This window comes from Shouchella patagoniensis (assembly GCF_002019705.1).
Classification (GTDB): Bacteria; Bacillota; Bacilli; order Bacillales; family Bacillaceae_D; genus Shouchella; species Shouchella patagoniensis.
Window position 1 is genome coordinate 1,181,556 of the sequence record NZ_KV917377.1, and the last position, 20,388, is coordinate 1,201,943.

Genomic DNA, 20,388 nt, shown 5'->3' on the forward strand with positions numbered 1-20,388 from the left:
TCTACCAATCTATTATACCGAATTATTTCGGGTTTAGAAAGAAAACTCAATCCACATTTCTGAAAAAAAAGAACACTTTACTAAGTGCTCTTTTTGCCTTATTGACGAATTGCATTTACTGTTTTCTCATAAGAGATTAGCGAATCAAGTAACGCTTGTTGAACTTCCCACAACTTATCCGCACCCCCACTTTCATTGTACTCACTAATTAAACCTTCTGCCTTACTCAGTCCATCACTTACCGCTAAAGCATGAGGTTTTGCTTCGTCACCAATTGATGAAAAAGCTAGGTCACGCCCCTGTGTGAGTTCATCTACTTTTGAAGCGAGATCATTTAACTGTTCTTCACTTAATGTATTTTGACTTTCATTCACTAGTTGGGTCGATGCTACATTATTTAAGCTCATAAAAACAGCATATGCTTTTGTAAACCATTCAGCTGCAACAACGCCTTCTGCATCAGGTGCTCCACCATCCACCTTATATGTTTTTACATACACATCTTGTCCTTTCTCTTGAATGAGTTCACTTAATGCTTGAGCTTTCGTTTGATCACTTGCTAAACCAACAAACAAAAACTGAGACTCTGATCCTGTGGTTAGAACAGCAGGAATTCCCCCCTCACGTATTTCCGCAGCTACCTCTTCACCTATTTTCTTATTTGAAAAGGCAGCACCTTGCACAATATCAACGTGCATCGTCGGAAAAGATGTCGCTTCTGCCCCAGCAGCAACTGCAGCAGTCGCTGGCACCTCTTGCTCTCCTTGAGGGGTTGCTGAGGAATTACCTACTACGAGTTGATACATAACCACTCCTAACCCCAATCCAACAACAACCGCTGATAAGACGGCAGCGATGAGTGTCCATGGCATTTGGTCGAGTTTCCCTATCTTTTTACGACCTTTAGGCGGTAGTTTAGGACCTAAAGAACGGTTTCCATCATCCCAAAACGGCTCATTTTCTTCTTTCTTTTTTTCGTGTCTCTTATTAAAGTCAATGAACTTATCCGGTTTAGGTATAAACTCATCTTCCTCATGTTTTTCTGAAACTTGTTTGTTTTGTTCAAAAGGGGAACCATCCCAAGTAACCACCTCAAGTGGAGGTTTTGTTTCATTTTCGGGTGTTTGCTCATGTTGATGACTCGTATGCTTGGCAATAGGAGGGAATTTAAACGACATTGTATGTTTTTTATTCTGCATCATTGACACCCCTTTCTGCTATATCATATGAGGCTTGTCTTTATTTAGACCACATGAATTGTAAAATAGACAATTAAAGCTGCAATACTAATAAATGGAGCAAAAGGAATGTGTGTATCTTTTTTTATTTTTTTAGCAAGGAGTGAGTGTAATACATAGAGGAGAGCTAATAACGACGATAGTGCAATGATATAAAGGAGAGGTTTAATACCAACAACAATCGCTAATAGAATGAATAGCTTAACGTCGCCTCCACCTAATTGATTCTTAATACTTGCACAGATAAGAATAATTAATAAGAGCAAGCCTGCCCCAAGCAAATATCCATTAAGTTCAATTGGTACAAAAATAAACCTTAACGTAAGCAATGGTATTGCAAAGACAATTAACACATCATTTGGGATGACCATTCGCATAATGTCTGTAAGTGTAACGAGGATGAGCAAAGAAATTAGAAAAAGGGCAATGGCAAGTTGTGGTCGTGCTCCTATGAGGAGCGATGCGGTAAGAAAGAGAACACCACAAACAAATTCTGTTAACGGGTAAATAATCGGAATTTTATTTTTACATGTTCTACATTTCCCACTCAAACATACATAAGACAAAATGGGTACTAAATCCACTGAACCAAGCTTTCTTTTACAGAATAAACAAGAGGACCTTCCAAAAATACTAGCTAGTAATGGGGTTCGTTTTGCCGCCACAAGTAAATATGAACCAATGACGGTTCCAATCGTAAAAAGGTAAACATGCATCGTAAACAACACACTCATTAAAAACACGTCCCTCCTTTCATTCTACTTATTCCGTAAATTTCGACGGTAATTTCCATATCCCTGCATAAAAAACCTTCAGAATTATTCTGAAGGCTTAAACCATATTGACGAATTCTGTCAAACTAACAAGAGGCTAAGAGGTGAATGCACGGTGCTTTACCGTGTTTCTTTCTGACAGAAGATACAGCAATGACCAACTCCATTTGAGCTAATTAGAACCTTTAACATCACTTTGGAGGTTTTTTTGCAAATAGGAACGAACCTCTGAGATAAAATAAAGTGATCCCGTCACAACCAACACTTCGTCTGTTGTTAAGCTCTGATAAACGCAAGGAATCGCTTCTTTCCAGTTCGGTTCACTTTTTTTATACGTTGTTATCGCTTGACGATACAAGGCTTCTGCACCTGCTGCCCGGTGAAAATCAAACGTTGTAAAATAAAATGTTGTCACAAGTTCAGCTTCTTCCATTGCATCAACTATCCAAGACATGTCTTTCTCAACTGTAGAACCAATAAACATGCGTATTAATTTATTAGGAAAATGAGCTTTTAATGCTTTAGCAAGAGCAACAAAGCCTTCTTGATTATGGGCACCATCCAGTAAAAGAGGTGGTTCTTTTGCTAGCCACTCTAACCGTCCTGGCCAAGTCGCTTTTTGAATGCCAACTTGCTTCGCTCGCCTTGAAATAGACTGTCCAACTTTTTCTTCAAGTAACATTGTGGCTTTTAAAGCTAAAGCAGCATTGTGATGCTGATGTTTACCTACCATCCCTATCTTAAACATAATTGGTTCAGTATCCTCATATACAAACGAATAGAGCTCTTGCTTAGAAAGAAAGAAGCTATCTCCTAATAAAGATAAATGAGCATGTTCGTATTCTGCTTTCTCTTTAATTACCGCTAATGCTCCACCTTCTACTTGTCCAACAACAACAGGCACATTTTTCTTTATAATCCCTGCTTTTTCCTTTGCAATGGCGCCGAGTGTCTCTCCTAATATATGCATATGGTCATGGCCAATCATCGTTATAATTGATACGAGAGGGGTAATCACATTCGTTGAATCAAACCGTCCTCCAAGTCCAACTTCAATTAAGCAAATATCTGGTTGCGCTCGATGCGCAAAATAAAGAAACATCATTGTTGTAATTACTTCAAACTCAGTAGGAGAACCAAGCTCTGTTTGCGCAAGCTTCTCCACTAATGGTCGTACAAGAGAAGCCGCCCAAACAAGATCTTCTTCTGAAATAGGTTGGCCATTTACTGATATTCGTTCTTCAAACCGTTCGATATAAGGTGAAGTAAATGTCCCCACAACCCAACCATCTTCTTGTAAAATATGGCGCATAAAGCTAACAGTCGAACCTTTCCCATTTGTTCCTGCAACATGTACTGCATGTAGCTCATTTTCTGGATGATTTAGTGCTTCTAGCATCCATTCCATTCTCTTTAAACCTGGCTTCATACCAAAAGACAAAAGCGAATGAATCCATTCGATCGCTTCAACTGCCGTTTTCAATGCGAATCTTCCTCTCTTAGAAGAAGCCCAGCGGATATTTCGCTGGGCTTCTCTATTATGCTCTTAATTCAGCAATTCGTTCCATTACCGTTTGACGCTTCGCCTCATAATCTTCTTTCTTTGCTTTTTCTTCCTCAACAACATGGGCAGGTGCTTTTGCAACAAATCCTTGGTTGCTTAACTTCTTCACAATCCGTTCAACTTCTTTATCAAGTTTCTCAACTTCTTTTTCTAACCTTGCTACTTCTGCTTCAATATTAAGCAATCCAGCAAGCGGTAAGAATACTTCCATACTTGTTAATGCATGAGACATCGCTTTTTCAGGCGTTGCCAGATCTGTTGAAATTTGCAACGTACTTGGGTTTGCAAACTTTTCAATGTAGGAAGCTCCTCTATTTAAACGAGAGGCCATCTCTTCATTTGCTGGGCGAATCATTAATTCAATTTGTTTACTCATCGGGACATTTAATTCAGACCGAGTATTGCGGATTGAGCGGATCAACCCTTTGAGTGATTCCATATCAACAACCGCTTCTGGGAAATCAAGCTCACTATTAGGAGCAGGCCATTCTGCCACCGTGATTGACTCACCTTTATGGGGCAAGTGCTGCCAAATTTCTTCTGTAATAAATGGCATAAAAGGATGCAGCATCCGCATTGTATGATCTAATACATGCGCTAGAACTGAGCGAGTTGTTTCTTTTGCTTGCTCGTCTTCTCCATACAATGTTAATTTTGCCATTTCAATATACCAGTCACACACATCATCCCAAATGAATGAATAAAGCGTACGTCCAGCTTCTCCAAATTCATACGTGTCAATTAAACGAGTTACCGATCCAGCTGTTTCTCCAAGACGAGTGAGAATCCACTTATCAGCTATCGTTTTTTCACTCGATAAATCAATGTTTTCATATTTTAACCCTTCCATATTCATAAGGGCAAAGCGCGATGCATTCCAAATTTTATTTCCAAAATTCCATGTCGATTCAACTTTTTCCCAGTAGAAACGCAAATCATTACCTGGCGTACTACCTGTTGCTAAGAAAAAGCGTAAAGAATCAGCACCATACTTTTCTATAACTTCAATCGGATCAACACCATTGCCAAGTGATTTGCTCATTTTGCGACCTTCTGAATCACGGATCAGACCATGAATGAGAACATCTTTAAATGGGCGCTCTCCCGTAAACTCTTTCCCTTGAAAAATCATTCGAGATACCCAAAAAGCAATGATGTCGTAACCAGTTACAAGGACACCTGTTGGATAATACCGCTTGAGGTCCGCTGCTTCCTCGTTTGGCCAACCCATAGTTGAAAAAGGCCAAAGCGCTGAACTAAACCATGTATCGAGCACATCTTCATCTTGTTCCCAGTTTTGACTATCCGCGGGTGCCTCTTTGCCCACATAGATTTCTCCCGTTTCTTTATGATGCCAAGCAGGGATGCGGTGCCCCCACCAAAGTTGGCGTGAAATACACCAATCACGAATGTTTTCCATCCATCGAGTATACGTATTTTCAAAGCGTTCAGGTACAAATGTTATTTTTGTTTCTTCATCTTGCTGAAGTTTTAATGCTTCATCCGCAAGTGGTTTCATTTTGACAAACCATTGTGTAGATAAGTAAGGTTCAACAACTGCTCCACTTCGTTCAGAATGACCAACGGAATGCATATGTTCTTCAATCTTAAACAATACTCCTTGTTCTTGAAGGTCATTCACAATTTGCTTCCGGCAAACAAAACGGTCCATCCCTTCATAGCTTCCAGCGTTATCATTCATTGTACCATCTTCGTTCATTACAAGCACACGAGGTAGATCATGCCGATTGCCAATTTCAAAATCATTCGGATCGTGGGCTGGTGTAATTTTAACGGCACCTGATCCAAACTCACGATCAACGTACTCATCAGCAACAATCGGAATTTCTCTGCCGACAATTGGTAGCTTGACCATTTTTCCAATTAAATGTGTATACCTCTCATCTTTAGGGTGAACAGCAATCGCTGTATCACCAAGCATGGTTTCTGGACGTGTGGTTGCTACTTCGATCACTCCACTACCATCTGCTAATGGATAATTCATATGGTAAAACGCGCCTTGAATTTCCTGATGAATTACTTCAATATCAGATAAAGCTGTTTTAGTTTGTGGATCCCAGTTAATAATGTATTCTCCACGATAGATAAGCCCTTTTTCATACAAAGACACAAAAACTTCATTTACAGCATCAGATAAGCCTTTATCAAGCGTAAAGCGCTCACGTGAATAATCAACTGATATACCAACTTTTGACCATTGTTCTCGAATAAACGAAGCATATTCTTCTTTCCATTCCCATGATTTCTCAAGAAATGCTTCTCGGCCAAGATCATATTTGGAGATGCCCTCTTCCCGGAGTCGGCCTTCTACTTTTGCTTGCGTAGCAATTCCAGCATGGTCCATTCCAGGCAACCAGAGCGTGTCGTACCCTTGCATTCGTTTTGTTCTTGCGAGAATATCCTGTAAAGTCGCATCCCACGCGTGACCTAGATGTAAGCGTCCTGTTACGTTTGGTGGGGGGATAACAATGGAATAAGGTTCTTTATTCGGATCATCAGCAGGTTTAAAAAACTCTCCCTTAACCCAGTAATCATACCACTTTTTCTCCGTTTCTTTAGGCTCATACTTCGTTGGCATAGAATGGTGTCCGTCCATCTATTTACCTCCTTTTTATAATAAACAATTCGTTTCTTCTTACTACTTTACATGCTGTCTGTTTTACAAAAAACCTGTAAAACGTCAAAAAAACCCAATCATCTCAAAGGACGAAGGGATTGTTCGCGGTGCCACCTTTGTTCACAGCAAAATACACTGTGCAACTCGACTTTTGTAACGGCAAAAAACCGGTTTCGCTTACTCAAGCGTTCAGCGAAACAGCTCACAGGCGACATTCAAGTACTTGCTATCTAGGAGGCTTTTCAGCCATGAACCTCCCTCTCTATCGAAGCAGCCACTTTACTCTTCCTGATCATTGCTTATTTTATAGGATATGTTCGTATTTTATCGTTTGCTACGTCATTCGTCAATATCAGCTTAAACGATTATTCGTCTATTTATACCCCTGTAAACATGATTAAGCTAGGCACCGCTACTTTTTTTACGCATATACTAAACATAATACTTAAAGGAGGTGTTCTCATGGCTAAACGTTTTAAAGGATATCCCCCACCATGTCCACCGCCAGGTCGACCTAAACGGTTTGGATCATTTAAACTGATTATTATTCAATTCATACCACCAATTATTGTCTTTCAATTGCTACGAACATTGTTTCTACCAACAGCTTTTGATTTATTTCTGCTAGCTTGCATGATTGTGCTACTTTTATGTTACTTCTGTGGCATTTTTTAATGAGGGGGGTTACCAGCTGAATAACGTCGTACATCATCGCTATCTCGCTTTTCCTCTTCTCTCTCTAACATTTCTTTCCAGCGTCCTAATAAATAAACACCTGCAACTGCAGGAATTAATAAGAAGATGGCTAATGGCAATGTGAGGTCAACCTTAAGAACAGAATCCCAGAATCTCATGCTCGCTAAAAACAAAACAATACCAACGAACTGAAAAACAAAACCAAAGGATTTCCAAAGTAGGGTCCGTTTTTGTTTTTTTGCAATATCAATTAAATAAACACCGAATAAACCAAATATCCCCAGAAGAAAGAATGGTAAAAAAGAAAAAGCAGTTGTTTGAACAGAATTATCAAATATGCCAATAAATTGTATGATAATATGAATGAAAAAAATCACACAAAAAACCATAAAACAGCCTCGCAACGCCCAAGCAACCTTTAATTTTATTGAGGCTTCTGGTACATGGGCAAGACGTTTTTGACAATAATCATTAATCGTTTTCTTTGTAAGGTCTATAGCGAGACCTTCCTTCTCTGCATAGAGCCATTCATCCAAAAGTTGAATAAGCATTTTGTCAGCCTTTTTGTCAGAAACTGGTGCAGAACGTATATAATTATATGCATCACGAAATACGCTTTTCTTTTCATCACTTAATTGATTTAGTCGCCGTTCAATTTCCTGTTCAACGTATTCTTTCTTCATTAACACCATTCACCTGCCTTTGGCTTATCTTCTTCACTTCTTATCAAAGCTACTCACAAATCGCATACGATAACATCTCTTACTACATTAAACAAAAAATGGCGACTCATTTGCAAGTGTAAAATCATCAAAATAACAAGCCCTCAGTCCGTCACTGATGGCTTGTTGGCTCTTCCTCTATTTCAGTTGGCGCAAGCTTAGGCACAAGACGCTGGACCTTCCTCATTGCTATAATACGCTTTTCTAATTTTTGTACAAGCTCAAATTCATTGCCCCCATTTTGATAGTCTTGCACTGCATAATAAATGGGTTCAGGGAACAATAGATAGGCACAAATCAAATGCTTTTCTGGATCTAGTAGGGGCAAATGCTGTTGGTAACGGTTAAACCAACGAAATACCTCATCTTCAGACCAAAGAGCAAAAGGGAAACCCCGCCTGCAAAAGCTTGCAATATCACGAGCTGGTGTATCTAAACTTGCTTGTTCAAAATTTAATAACAACAACTCATTATCAGCTGTAGGCATCGCATGTTGCCTCGATAGTTGCCCATGTGTTAAAACACTGCGATACGAACCCTTTTCTAAAGTTGCCTCATACCACTTTTCTAAATGATGACTGGCCGCTTGTGACAGCTGTTCTACCATACCATAATGTGTTAAAAACGATAACTCAAAAGGAGAGATGTACCCTTTCATTTCCGCTTGATCAGCAAACCTTGATAACTCTAGCGCATGCAATTCCCACCTTGAGAGCAACCGCTCACATGAATGATCGAGCATTTCCTTAGAAGCCGTTTGTGTTTTAACGGTCATACGATGAATAATTCCCATATGATCTGAAAGGACTTCTTCCATTGAGATTCTACCAGCGTATTCAAGAGGCTCAATCCAAGGCATTAAATAATAAGTTTTATTTCCTGCAAAGAGTGTATACTCACCAAACTTCGTTGGTATAACGGGAATAAATTGATTGAAATTCATTTTTGCGAGCTTACGAATTGCATGAATAAATTCATCTGCGCGCAAGCGATCAATCTCGGTTTCTTTTAAAGCAAATAAGCCATGGTCTGTTTCTATTCGACTTATCTTCCCTAATTGTTCAACAGAGTTAGGTCGCAAATCATAATAATACATAATTGCTTCAATCAATGAATTCAATTCATCACCTTCTTACCATCAAGCCATGTAGCTAAATTTGAAACAAAAAGCCTTGTTTCATCCCACTGTCGGCTTGTTCGTTGAATCAACTTTTCCATTTCGTCTTCATCATCTTCTTTAACTAAATGTAGTAATGATTCTAACTCCTGTACACGCAACGATTCAGCTAACAATACTCTTTGTTCTTCTTTTGTTAATACGGCAACACGATTCATATTGTCCAACAACGTGTGAAACGATTCTTGACCATGGGCGATCAACCATTTGTTCAAAAAACGAATTAATGATTCATAACCTTCAACAGGCTTCTGATCACTCCCATTTACTACGAGCACCCCAAAGATGCCTTTCCCACTTGCTGGTGTTTCAAGCCAATCCATAACGGGCATATTCACTTCATTATCCCCTATTAGTTTAAAGACATTCGTAGTTCGTTTCTGAGCTTCCCTAATAAACCCATTAATTTGATCCCGATGGTCTTTGGAGACATTTTTTAACCGGTCGTTTAATTGTTCAAATTGGAGCTTTTCCCATTTCTTTTTTACGTTATGTTTGCGCCCGCATTCAATCATTCTGCCGAGAAAACATCCCCAATTTTCTTCGTGTCCTATTTGTCCATAAGCGTCTTTTATCTCGTCATGGACCGTCACCATACAGTCATCTAATTGAACATAAGCAGAACCATCTATCGTCCGTAACATCCGGTCCATGATGACGTATGGCGTGACATTGCAATTGTCACGCCAATCAATATGCCATTTCATTAATGCTGAATCATACCAATAATGAATACGCTTTAATCCTCTATTCGTTTGCACTAGCCCATTTTGATCAATAATAGCCTCTTCCCAGCCATATCGTTTTTTTAATAACTCAATCATCATACACCTAATTTACGGACACAGGAATATAGAGAATTTGCCCTTCTTCAACCTTATCCGATGCTAAATTATTGTAGCGAGTTAACTGGCTAGTAGAAAGTTCATAACGTTCAGCAATTGATTCGAGAGTATCAGCTTCTTGAATAATACACATTCTCCACTTAGAAAACTGCTCTTCTTCATTGCGTAGCATACTTGTTAAATAAGATGCATTTTCATCACGTGCCTTTTTATGAATAGGTTTTTCAGTTTCATTTTTGTTCTCTACTTGTGCTTCCACTTCTTCATGACGTTCTAACGTCTCTTCTTCTAATTCTTCTTCATGACGTTCTAACGTCTCTTCTTCTAATTCTTCTTCATAACGTTCTAACGTCTCTTCTTCTAATTCTTCTTCATAACGTTCTAACGTCTCTTCTTCTAATTCTTCTTCATAACGTTCTACAGACTCTTTATCTTCATTTTGTTGCATAATAGAAGAAAAAGCCTCAAAAGTTGATTGTTCCTCTTTTTTCTCTTCGTCTGGTTCATCATGAATTGTCTGTGCTTCAATCTCGACAATATCCTTTTCAGTTAACTCGACTTCAGAAGCAGGTTCAGAACGATAAGTCTCTACAATATCCTGCTCGACAGAATCACTTGAACGATTTACCGGTTCTAACACGTCACTTGCGTCACTATCATCCTGCTTGTAAGCCTCAAATGAAAAAGCCGTTTCCATCACTTGCTCTTCTTCCTGTTCATAAACTAGTTCTTGCTCATCTTCTTGTTCATACTCATCACGCTCTATCGTTTTTTGTGAATCTTCTTCAGATTTCATTCCACTTATGCATACATCAGCAGTCAGTTGTATGCACCCTTTTTCAGGGAGATCATAATCAAAACTTGCAATTTCCACATAAATATCATCAACATGTTGAATTCGCGCCATAGGAATTGTAATATCAATTGGAAATAAATGTTCTATTTCACCCGTTCCCTCATTCGTTACATGAACTTCACCTGATTGCCTAAAATCACTTAATTCCGTAAACGACTCTTCTTCAACATTTAGCTCTCGTTCGGGTTGTTCCACTTCTTCTGAATGTTCTACTTTATATTCGCCAATGAAGCGCAAACCGCCTTTAATCGTGACGTGCTCTCCGTCTTGATTAACATAGATTTCTGGCGTTAAAGACATTCCTAGAATTTCATCGATTTGCTGCCCTTTATTTAACCAAACAGAATCTTCTATGGAGAATGTCAAAGTTGACGACTGCTCTTGCGTCATAGTTTTTCCCCCTCATTTCATTGTTGTCCTTTTATACGTTGTACACTATAACGTCTATGAAAGTGAACAGCTAAATATACCAGTTCACAACGAAAAAGGACATGGTTTCAAAAAAACCATGTCCTAGCTATTATAAAGTAGAAAATACACGTTCCGCCGCTTCAATTGTTGCTTCAATATCCGCATCACTATGCTCCGTCGACAAAAACATGCCCTCAAATTGAGATGGGGCAATTGAGATACCCTCATTAAGCATTCCTTTGAAATACCGTGAAAACAAATCAAGGTCTGACGTTTGAGCTTTTTCAAAGTTAGTCACTCGTTCATTTGTGAAGAACAAACCAACCATTGAGCCTGCACGATTGATACTATGAGGAATTCCGTGTTTAGTTGCCGCTTTACTAATCCCTTCTTCTAAACGAGCTGCTTTCTCTTCAAACTTACGGTAATCAGCACGCGTGAGTTGCGAAAGTGTATAATAACCAGCAGTCATCGCTAGTGGATTTCCCGATAGAGTACCTGCTTGGTAAATCGGTCCACTTGGAGCAATTTGCTCCATGATTTCACGCTTCCCACCAAATGCTCCGACTGGCAAACCTCCACCAATTACTTTTCCAAGGCATGTTAAATCAGGCGTGACATCGAACGCCCCTTGTGCACACTCATACCCAACGCGGAAACCTGTCATTACCTCATCGAATATTAACAAGGTACCGTTCTCCTCTGTCCATTCACGTAATGTTTCTAGAAAACAAGGTTCAGGAGGAACAACCCCCATATTGCCAGCAACTGGCTCGATAATCACAGCAGCTAGATCATCTCCGTATGTGTCAATCACATAGCGAACGCTGTCCAAATCATTGTAATGAACTGTTAATGTGTTTTGCGCAATCGACTCCGGTACGCCTGGACTGTCAGGTAATCCCAACGTTGCTACACCTGATCCAGCTTTAATTAATAAAGAATCTCCATGACCGTGGTAACAACCAACAAACTTTAGAATTTTATTACGCCCTGTATAGCCCCTCGCCAAACGAAGCGCACTCATTGTAGCTTCAGTACCGGAGTTAACCATTCGTACGACTTCAATTGAAGGGACTCGATCAATAACGAGCTCCGCTAAACGCGTTTCATACTCATGCGGCGCTCCAAAGCTTGTCCCAAGTTCAGTTGCTTTCTTCAACTGTTCAACAACAATATCATTTGCATGACCTAGAATAAGCGGTCCCCAAGAAAGAACGTAGTCAATATAACTATTGTCATCAAGATCTATAATGTGAGAACCTTTCCCTTGCTTCATATATATCGGATTCATACCAACCGATTTAAAGGCTCTTACAGGGCTATTAACGCCCCCTGGCATTAAAGGTTTAGCTTGCTCAAATGCTACTTTCGATTTTTCATAGCTTGGCACGTTGATTCCTCCTATTGGTTAGCTTCCAACAGCCATCTCGCTGCATCTTTGGCAAAGTAAGTCAAAATTAAATCAGCTCCAGCCCGTTTCATACTTATGAGCTTTTCAAGAGCAACTGCTCTTTCATCAATCCAACCATTTTGTCCCGCTGCTTTTACCATCGCGTACTCTCCACTAACATTGTAAGCAACGATTGGTAGACCTGTTTCATTCTTTACCTCTCGCACAATATCTAAATAGGACAAAGCGGGTTTAACAATTAGAAAATCAGCACCTTGTTCTACATCCGAACTAGCTTCTCTAAGCGCTTCTTCACGGTTTGCTGGATCCATCTGATACGTTTTCCGATCACCAAAAGCTGGCGCGCTATTGGCTGCATCTCGGAATGGACCATAAAAGGCAGAAGCATACTTAACAGCATAAGACATAATCGGGATATGCGCATATCCTGCTTCATCCAAACCTTGTCGAATCGCAATCACAAACCCATCCATCATATTAGAAGGTGCAATGATATCAGCACCAGCTTCAACTTGCGAAACGGCTGTTTTAGCTAAAAGTTCAAGACTTTCATCATTTAATACATCGCCGTCTTCAATTAAGCCACAATGTCCATGGTCTGTGAATTCACAAAGACAGGTATCAGCTATAACAATCATATCTGGGAAAGCTTGCTTAATTTGTCGAGTTGCCCTTTGAATGACGCCTTGACTTGCATACGCTTGTGACCCAACTTCATCTTTATGATGCGGCAATCCAAATAAGATAATCGCTGGAATCCCTAGTTCTTGCACTTCAGCTACTTCGGCATTTAATCGATCAAGTGAAAATTGAAATACTCCTGGCATTGATGATACTTCTTTTTTTTCCCCTTGCTCTTCTGTAATAAAAATAGGGTAAATAAAATCCCCTGCATTCAACTCTGTTTCACGAACCATTTTTCGCATCGCAGGACTTTTGCGTAGACGACGATGACGTTTAAACTCTAAGTTCAATTTCTGCTCCCCCTTCTCATGTTCTCTTGCTTAAGCATCACTTGCAAAAGACCTTCAGTTGTATATTCTGTAGCAACTATGAGCGGAGATAAACCCTCTTTTTTGGCCACTCCCGCTGTAATTGGACCTATACAAGCTATTTGTTTTACATCTAGTTGTACATCCGTTAGGATCGTAGCCAAATGTCGAGCTGTTGATGCGCTAGTGACTGTTGCATAATCAAAGCACCGCTGACTGAGGGATTGTGCCTCTTTTTTTGCCTCTTCTGGCAAAACCGTGTCATAAACAATTAGCTCTGTCACACGAACACCCAATTTTTCTAACTGGCACTTTATTGTTTGTCTGCCAAGCTGGCCTTTTACAACCAATATCTTTGCTCCAGGGTCAATAACATGCCATAACGCATTGGCAAGCGCTCCCGCTTCGTACAAAGCCGGCACGAGATTTGGGTGAACACCCTTTTCTTTTAAAGCAATAGCCGTTTTTGTGCCAACTGCTGCAACTAATGGTTTTTCAAGCATTCCTTCAAAAAGCGTAAAGAAGTATCGGACGCCATTTGTGCTCGTAAATACAATCCAATCAAACTGATTAATATCGGCAAGCAACTTGTCCATTTCTGGTGTTTTCTTCCTTATTCTAAAGTCAATTAAAGGCAAGAAGGAAGGGTGCGCACCAGCTTCCTCTAAAAGAGAGCCAAACGATTGTGCTTGACGTTCTCCCCGTGTCACTAATATTTGTTTGCCAGCGAGTGGTTTCACTGCTCACCCTGTTGTTCCTGACGCACCGCGTCTAAAATCTCTTCTGCACCCTGTTTTGAAAGAACATGGGCTATATCAACACCAAGTTGTTCTGGATTTGTTCCTGTTTTTGTTTCTTTTAGAATCGTCTTACCGTCAGGAGACCCAACTAGACCTGTTAATTGGATAGCCCCATCCTCAAGTAAGACGGCATATCCGCCAATAGGAACTTGACAACCACCATTCATCGTCTTAAGAAATGAACGTTCGGCTACCACCGCTTTTCCAGTAGCTTCGTGATGAAGGTTACCTAGTAAGTCCACAACCTCTTCATCATTTTTTCTACACTCAAGACCAAGAGCCCCTTGCCCAATTGCTGGTGTACAAATATCTTGATTTAAATATTCGGTTACAAGTTCCTGGCTATATCCAAGACGGTTTAAGCCAGCAGCAGCAAGCACAATCGCAGAAAATTTTTCTTCTTTTAACTTTCTTAAACGTGTTTCTACATTACCACGAATCCATTGCACTTTCAGGTCCGGTCGCCTGTTAAGAATCTGCGCCGAACGACGCAAGCTGCTAGTCCCTACTATAGCCCCAGCAGGAAGCTCATCTAATGGTACATGATTTTCGCTTACAAGGGCATCACGTGGATCTTCTCTATCTGTAATCGCAGCAAGTGTGAATTCTTCGAGCAATTCTGATGGAACATCTTTCATTGAGTGAACAGCGACATCAATTTCTTTTGAACGAAGTGCTTCTTCAATTTCTTTCACAAACAACCCTTTGCCGCCTACTTTAGATAGGGTTACATCAAGAATACGGTCCCCTTTTGTTACGATTTCTTTAATCTCAAATTCATAAGGAACACCAAGTTGTTTTAATTGGTCAATAACCCAATATGTTTGTGTTAATGCTAATTTGCTTCGGCGTGTGCCAATCACTATTTTACGCATAACTTCCTCCTTTAAAAACACTCACCATGTATGAAAATCCGTATATTGTCCGCTCGCAATATAATTAATGAGCAATACAATAAATGCAACCAAATTAAACCATATAGCTTTGTAACCTTTTCCAACTATTGTTAAACGCAAATAGAAATAAAGCGCGTAGGCGGCAAGTGCCGTAATCGATAAAAGTGTTTGTGCATCAATCCAAAAAACAATTCCATATTGGTTGTAAGACCAAACCATACCCCAAACAACACCGGAAAGAAAAAATGGAAAACTAACAGCTGTTGTCATGAATGTGCTTTTTTCAATTTGCGTCAATGATCCTAATCGTAATAATTTTTTTCCCCATAATCGTTTTTTAAGCAGTTGGTGTTGCAATACATATAAAACTGAGGTAGCCGCAGCTACAGCAAAACCTGTATAAGACAACAAAATAAAAACAACATGCAGTACAAGTAGTTCCGAAGCAAGCAACGACTGTGGAACGGAATCATCTGATGATACAAACAAGCTACCAGACATAATAGCAAATCCAAGTACATTGATAACAAAAATAAGAAAATCCATCTTTACTTTCCAGTTTATGTAGATCGATACAGTCACAATTGACCAGGCATAAAAAAACAGTCCCTCAAACGGTGTGGCGATAGGGAATCGACCTATCTCAAACATCCGCAGTACGAAGTAGACTGTTTGAAGACCCCAAACTAGACAAAGCAGCCAAAAAGCGATTCGGTTCGCTTTTTGGTTGTTTGCCATAAAATCAATGAAATAGCATAACAAGCTTAAACTATAAAGAACTACCGTAAATGGATAAACAAAATCCATTATCGCCTCCAAATTTACGTCCTTAAAGCGATGCTATCTTGCAGCGGGGAACGCTTTTCCTCTTTCCACACTTGTTCCAATTCATCTATTCTTGCTTGTTTGTAGTGAAGCTCCAACTGTTTTTCCAATGCAAAGATGTCTGTGAATAGATCAAGCGATTGTTTTGCTTCTGGTTCAGTAGCAAGCTCTTTGACCTTTGTCAGTGGGTCTCGTAAAAGCTGATTCACAATACTTTTCGTGTGTTTACGAAGCACTTTTAATTCTCTTTCGGTCAAATGGGGTAGCTTACGTTCAATACTAATCATTGTTTCACCTTGGATCTGTAAGGCCTTTTCCCGAAGAGCAGTAATAATTGGCACTACTCCAAGCGTGTTTAACCATGCCTTGTACTCATCAATTTCCGCTTCAATCATTAATTCTATTTTTTCGGCCTCTTTTTGTCTCTCTAGCTTGTTCGCCTCAACAATATTTTGCAAATCATCAATATCATACAAATATACATCACTAAATGACGCAATATCAGGATCTATATCACGAGGTACAGCTATATCAATCATAAACAAAGGCCGCCCTTTTCTCTTCTTAAGGGCTAACTGAGTATTCTCTTTCGTTAGAACAAAGTCTCTTGAACCAGTCGAACTAATAAGTACATCTGCACGTTGCAACTCTTCATCAAGCTGTTCCAAAGTAGAAGCTCGGCCATTATAACGCTTCGCTAAGTCTTCAGCTTTACTAGCACTTCGGTTCATAACCGTAATTGAAGCTGCTCCATTTGCATGTAAATGCGTTGCGGTTAATTCACTCATTTTCCCTGCGCCAACAATCAATACATGCTTACCTTCAAAACTTCCAAAGATTTTTTTTCCGAGTTCAACTCCTGCATAACTAACTGAAACAGCTTGTGTAGAGATCTCAGTAGACGAATGAGCACGCTTACCAAGAGTGACAGCCTGTTTAAACAACTGGTTGAATACGGTTCCAGTAACTTTTTGCTCTTGAGCAAGTAAAAAGGCTTGTTTGGCTTGGCCAAGAATTTGCGTTTCCCCTATTACCATGGAATCAAGCCCACATGTTACTCGAAATAAATGTTCTACTGCATGGTCACCTTCTCTAATTGTTAAATAAGGTGTAATTTCTTGTTTGTCGATCGAAAACCAATCTGCTAGAAAGGTCTTCGTAAAATGGCGTCCGGTATGAAGCTGATCTGCTACCACATACAACTCAGTACGGTTACATGTTGAAAGAATACCACATTCCATAATGCTTTTTGCTGAGCGCAATTTTGCCAAAGCATCTGGTAGCTGTAACTCATCAAATGCGAGCTTCTCGCGTATTTCTACCGGGGCCGATTTATAATTCACTCCTACTACAATCGTGTGCATGTCATAAAGCCCCCTAAGAACAATCCGTAACGATCTTTCTTCTCTCTACTTTATCCAATAATAATTATATCATGCCTAAATTATAACATGTCTAAATAAGGACTCAAAATTTTTTTGTGAACAAAAGAAGACTTTCAAGCTTTTAAAAAAAAGAAGCAGTGGAGTTTTCCACTGCTTAATTTTGAGAAACACGTAAATATGCAAGGATTGTGCGCCACGCTTCGTCTTTACCTTGCCCTGTTTCAGATGAAAACAATAAAAGCGGATCATTTGGATCTTTATTTAAGCTTTTAGCAATCACAGATAATTGCTTCTGCGCTTTGCTTTTTGTTAATTTATCTGCTTTCGTTGCTACGAGAATAACTGGTATATTAAAATGCTTCATCCAATCATACATGAGTTGATCATCTTCTGAAGGCTTATGTCTTATATCAACAAGTTGCAGCACTGCCTTTAATTGTTCTCTTTCTGATAAGTATTCCTCAATCATTCGTCCCCAAGCGGCGCGCTCTGTTTTTGAAACCTTAGCATATCCATAACCAGGAACATCAACAAAATACAACCTCTCGTTAATTTCATAGAAATTGAGTGTCTGTGTTTTGCCAGGCTGGCCCGAAGTACGGGCTAGCCCTTTTCTATTTAACATCTTATTTATAAATGAAGATTTACCAACATTCGAACGGCCGGCAAGTGCCAATTCAGGGAACTGGGAATTAGGATATTGTTCTGGCTTAACTGCGACATGTTCTAGATCTGCTTTTGTGACTTTCATGCCTTACCTTCTTTCAGCGCTACTTTCAATACTTCATCCAAGTGCTCTACCGGAACAATAAATAGCTCCTTCCGGACACTTTCTGGAATATCATCAATGTCGCGCTCGTTATCTTTTGGAATGATAATTGTTTTGATGCCAGCACGGTGTGCACTCATCGCTTTTTCCTTTAATCCACCAATTGGAAGAACCCTGCCTCGTAATGTAATCTCACCAGTCATTCCAACTTCCCGATCAACATGTCTACCAGTTAATGCTGAGATTAAAGCAGTTGCCATCGTAATACCTGCGCTAGGCCCATCTTTTGGCGTAGCTCCTTCTGGTACGTGAATGTGAATGTCAGTCTTTTCATTAAAACTAGAATCAATATTTAACTCTTCTGATCTCGACCTAATATAACTAAATGCAGCTTGTGCAGATTCTTTCATTACATCGCCAAGCTTCCCTGTTAATGTTAGTTTTCCTTTTCCGGGGACCGCTGACACTTCAATAGCTAAAGTAGTTCCTCCTGCAGCTGTATAAGCAAGACCAGTAGCAGCTCCTATTTGATCTTCAACTTCTGCCATACCATAACGAAAACGAGGCTTTCCTAGCATTGTTTCAACCATTTTATCTGTGAGTACAATTCGCTTTCGTTCATTCATTACAACCATCTTTGCAGCTTTTCTGCACAATGTCGCAAGTTGCCGTTCTAAACCACGTACTCCAGCTTCTCTTGTATAATAACGAATCACTTTTTGCAATGACTCATCTTTTACTTGAAGCATTGATTTCGTTAAACCATGTTCGTTCATTTGCTTTGGCAGTAAATATTTTTTAGCAATCTCCCTTTTTTCCAATTCTGTGTACCCAGGAATTGATATAATTTCCATTCGATCAAGTAAAGGAGCAGGAATCGTACCAATATTGTTTGCCGTTGTCACAAACATCACCTTCGAAAGGTCGTATGATTCCTCAAGGTAATGATCACTAAACGTATTATTCTGTTCAGGATCCAGAACTTCGAGTAATGCAGAAGCAGGGTCTCCACGAAAATCTTGTGCCATTTTATCAATTTCATCAAGTAAAAAGACCGGATTAACCGTCTCAGCCCGTTTCATTCCCTGAATGAGACGACCTGGCATTGCGCCGACATATGTACGGCGATGGCCTCTAATTTCCGCTTCATCACGAACGCCGCCTAGTGACATACGCACAAATTTGCGGTTAAGAGAGCGGGCAATCGAACGAGCAAGGGATGTTTTCCCTACACCAGGAGGTCCAGCTAAGCAAAGAATCGGTCCTTTCATTGACTTAGTTAGCTGCCGCACCGCTAAATATTCCAAAACTCGTTCTTTCACTTTTTCCAATCCATAATGGTCTTCATTCAAAATGTCTTCTGCTTTATTGACATCCAGTTGATCTTCTGTTTCATTCGTCCAAGGAAGCTGAATTAACCAATCCAGATAGGTCCTTAATATAGAACTCTCTCCAGCATTAGCGGGCATTTTTTCATAGCGTGAAAGTTCTTTTGTTGCTTTCTCATACACAGGATTGGGCATATTTGCTGCTTCAATTTTTTCTTTTAATTCCGCTATTTCGCCAGTACGCCCTTCACGATCGCCTAATTCCTTTTGAATGGCTTTCATCTGTTCTCGAAGATAGTATTCTTTTTGAGTTTTTTCCATTGATTTCTTAACGCGTTGCCCTATTTTTCGCTCGAGTCCAAGGACTTCTTGCTCATTTCCTAGAAGCTCAATTAACTTGTGGAGACGTTTATTTACTTTTAAAAGCTCTAGTAATTCTTGCTTTTGTTTTAGTTTTAACGTCAAGTTAGCAGCTATTGTATCTGCAAACAGTTCAGGATTAACGGTTTCTTTTAATAAATTGACTGTATCCTGTGAGGCACGCTTCGATTGTTTAGCAAACTGTTCATACATTGATTGGAGTGTTCTCATTAATGCCTCCGCTTCAATATCACTTTCTTGCTGTTTATCAAAAAGCGACACATCCACCACAAGCATATCTCCGTGATCCATAAACGCATTTATTTCTCCCCGTTGAATACCTTCAACTTGGATTCTTACCGTTCCATTTGCCAACTTTGATGATTGATTAATTTTGGCATACGTACCGATTTTATATAAATCTTCTTCTTCGGGTTCATCTTTTGCTGTTTGTTTTTGCGTTACTAAAAACAAATATTGATCATTATTTTTCGCTTCCTCTAATGCTCTTACAGATTTTTCACGTCCAACATCTAAATGCATAACTGACCCAGGAAAAATCAGGACACCACGCAAAGGAAGGAGCGGAACTCGTCGTTCAATTATTTGGTCAACCATCCGCATTACACCTCCACCATTTCTATTACCTAATCATTGTATCTTTCATGTGTATCCTACCTAAAGCAAGGATATACTCAT

Annotated in this window: 17 protein-coding genes and 1 other annotated feature; of the genes, 1 reads left to right on the forward strand and 16 read right to left on the reverse strand. The window is 39.7% G+C overall.

Going from position 1 to position 20,388, the window contains the following annotated elements:
- Positions 1 to 98: 98 nt before the first annotated feature.
- The 4 genes from BK584_RS06405 to BK584_RS06420 form a co-directional block, all read right to left on the reverse strand.
- On the reverse strand, positions 99 to 1,199 hold the full coding sequence (locus tag BK584_RS06405; protein ID WP_078391826.1) for a hypothetical protein: 1,101 nt from the start codon (positions 1,197 to 1,199) through the stop codon (positions 99 to 101).
- A 44-nt stretch (positions 1,200 to 1,243) separates the two neighbouring features.
- Complete coding sequence (locus tag BK584_RS06410; RefSeq protein ID WP_078391827.1) at positions 1,244 to 1,972, reverse strand: prepilin peptidase; 729 nt, start codon at positions 1,970 to 1,972, stop codon at positions 1,244 to 1,246.
- A 211-nt stretch (positions 1,973 to 2,183) separates the two neighbouring features.
- A complete protein-coding gene (locus tag BK584_RS06415; protein ID WP_078391828.1) occupies positions 2,184 to 3,494 on the reverse strand; it encodes a bifunctional folylpolyglutamate synthase/dihydrofolate synthase in 1,311 nt (436 codons plus the stop codon).
- Between the two features lie 55 nt (positions 3,495 to 3,549).
- The gene (locus BK584_RS06420) at positions 3,550 to 6,192 is read right to left on the reverse strand and encodes a valine--tRNA ligase (protein WP_078391829.1); all 2,643 of its coding nucleotides are present in this window, start codon (positions 6,190 to 6,192) and stop codon (positions 3,550 to 3,552) included.
- Positions 6,193 to 6,295: 103 nt separating this feature from the next.
- Positions 6,296 to 6,518: a binding site (T-box leader), on the reverse strand.
- 157 nt (positions 6,519 to 6,675) lie between these two features.
- Here BK584_RS06420 and BK584_RS06425 point away from each other — a divergent pair.
- The gene (locus BK584_RS06425; RefSeq protein ID WP_078391830.1) at positions 6,676 to 6,888 is read left to right on the forward strand and encodes a YszA family small membrane protein; all 213 of its coding nucleotides are present in this window, start codon (positions 6,676 to 6,678) and stop codon (positions 6,886 to 6,888) included.
- On the opposite strand, the gene BK584_RS06430 is transcribed toward BK584_RS06425, so the two are convergent.
- The 12 genes from BK584_RS06430 to lon form a co-directional block, all read right to left on the reverse strand.
- Entirely contained in the window at positions 6,885 to 7,592 is a 708-nt protein-coding gene (locus BK584_RS06430) for a hypothetical protein (RefSeq protein WP_078391831.1), read from the reverse strand. The genes BK584_RS06425 and BK584_RS06430 overlap by 4 nt on opposite strands.
- A gap of 151 nt (positions 7,593 to 7,743) precedes the next feature.
- Positions 7,744 to 8,751, reverse strand: coding sequence for a spore coat protein YsxE (gene ysxE, locus BK584_RS06435; RefSeq protein ID WP_078391832.1), 1,008 nt, complete (start codon positions 8,749 to 8,751; stop codon positions 7,744 to 7,746).
- Entirely contained in the window at positions 8,748 to 9,632 is an 885-nt protein-coding gene (locus BK584_RS06440; RefSeq protein ID WP_078391833.1) for a hypothetical protein, read from the reverse strand. Before BK584_RS06440 ends, ysxE begins: the two co-directional genes overlap by 4 nt.
- A gap of 7 nt (positions 9,633 to 9,639) precedes the next feature.
- On the reverse strand, positions 9,640 to 10,899 hold the full coding sequence (spoVID, locus tag BK584_RS06445; RefSeq protein ID WP_078391834.1) for a stage VI sporulation protein D: 1,260 nt from the start codon (positions 10,897 to 10,899) through the stop codon (positions 9,640 to 9,642).
- A gap of 130 nt (positions 10,900 to 11,029) precedes the next feature.
- Complete coding sequence (hemL, locus tag BK584_RS06450) at positions 11,030 to 12,313, reverse strand: glutamate-1-semialdehyde 2,1-aminomutase (protein ID WP_078391835.1); 1,284 nt, start codon at positions 12,311 to 12,313, stop codon at positions 11,030 to 11,032.
- An 11-nt stretch (positions 12,314 to 12,324) separates the two neighbouring features.
- Positions 12,325 to 13,308 carry a porphobilinogen synthase gene (gene hemB / locus BK584_RS06455; RefSeq protein ID WP_078391836.1) on the reverse strand — a complete coding sequence of 328 codons (984 nt, stop codon included), beginning with the start codon at positions 13,306 to 13,308 and terminating at the stop codon, positions 12,325 to 12,327.
- Positions 13,305 to 14,066 (reverse strand): uroporphyrinogen-III synthase, encoded by a 762-nt coding sequence (locus BK584_RS06460; protein WP_078391837.1) that lies wholly within the window; start codon positions 14,064 to 14,066, stop codon positions 13,305 to 13,307. Before BK584_RS06460 ends, hemB begins: the two co-directional genes overlap by 4 nt.
- A complete protein-coding gene (gene hemC, locus BK584_RS06465; RefSeq protein ID WP_078391838.1) occupies positions 14,063 to 15,001 on the reverse strand; it encodes a hydroxymethylbilane synthase in 939 nt (312 codons plus the stop codon). The genes BK584_RS06460 and hemC overlap by 4 nt, the downstream gene beginning before the upstream one ends.
- A 21-nt stretch (positions 15,002 to 15,022) precedes the next feature.
- Complete coding sequence (locus BK584_RS06470; protein ID WP_078391839.1) at positions 15,023 to 15,829, reverse strand: cytochrome C assembly family protein; 807 nt, start codon at positions 15,827 to 15,829, stop codon at positions 15,023 to 15,025.
- A gap of 14 nt (positions 15,830 to 15,843) precedes the next feature.
- Positions 15,844 to 17,211 (reverse strand): glutamyl-tRNA reductase, encoded by a 1,368-nt coding sequence (gene hemA, locus BK584_RS06475; RefSeq protein WP_078391840.1) that lies wholly within the window; start codon positions 17,209 to 17,211, stop codon positions 15,844 to 15,846.
- A gap of 175 nt (positions 17,212 to 17,386) precedes the next feature.
- Entirely contained in the window at positions 17,387 to 17,983 is a 597-nt protein-coding gene (yihA, locus tag BK584_RS06480) for a ribosome biogenesis GTP-binding protein YihA/YsxC (protein WP_078391841.1), read from the reverse strand.
- Positions 17,980 to 20,307, reverse strand: a complete 2,328-nt coding sequence (lon, locus tag BK584_RS06485) for an endopeptidase La (RefSeq protein ID WP_078391842.1) — start codon at positions 20,305 to 20,307, stop codon at positions 17,980 to 17,982. The genes yihA and lon overlap by 4 nt, the downstream gene beginning before the upstream one ends.
- Between the last annotated feature and the right edge of the window lie 81 nt (positions 20,308 to 20,388).

Excerpts from the sequence above, each read along its gene's own strand:
- yihA (WP_078391841.1), bottom strand. The coding sequence starts at position 17,983 with ATGAAAGTCACAAAAGCAGATCTAGAACATGTCGCAGTTAAGCCAGAA.
- BK584_RS06440 (WP_078391833.1), bottom strand. The coding sequence starts at position 9,632 with ATGATTGAGTTATTAAAAAAACGATATGGCTGGGAAGAGGCTATTATT.
- BK584_RS06470 (WP_078391839.1), bottom strand. The coding sequence starts at position 15,829 with ATGGATTTTGTTTATCCATTTACGGTAGTTCTTTATAGTTTAAGCTTG.
- BK584_RS06420 (WP_078391829.1), bottom strand. The coding sequence starts at position 6,192 with ATGGACGGACACCATTCTATGCCAACGAAGTATGAGCCTAAAGAAACG.
- hemA (WP_078391840.1), bottom strand. The coding sequence starts at position 17,211 with ATGCACACGATTGTAGTAGGAGTGAATTATAAATCGGCCCCGGTAGAA.
- lon (WP_078391842.1), bottom strand. The coding sequence starts at position 20,307 with ATGGTTGACCAAATAATTGAACGACGAGTTCCGCTCCTTCCTTTGCGT.
- BK584_RS06410 (WP_078391827.1), bottom strand. The coding sequence starts at position 1,972 with ATGAGTGTGTTGTTTACGATGCATGTTTACCTTTTTACGATTGGAACC.
- hemC (WP_078391838.1), bottom strand. The coding sequence starts at position 15,001 with ATGCGTAAAATAGTGATTGGCACACGCCGAAGCAAATTAGCATTAACA.
- BK584_RS06405 (WP_078391826.1), bottom strand. The coding sequence starts at position 1,199 with ATGCAGAATAAAAAACATACAATGTCGTTTAAATTCCCTCCTATTGCC.
- BK584_RS06425 (WP_078391830.1), top strand. The coding sequence starts at position 6,676 with ATGGCTAAACGTTTTAAAGGATATCCCCCACCATGTCCACCGCCAGGT.
- spoVID (WP_078391834.1), bottom strand. The coding sequence starts at position 10,899 with ATGACGCAAGAGCAGTCGTCAACTTTGACATTCTCCATAGAAGATTCT.
- BK584_RS06430 (WP_078391831.1), bottom strand. The coding sequence starts at position 7,592 with ATGAAGAAAGAATACGTTGAACAGGAAATTGAACGGCGACTAAATCAA.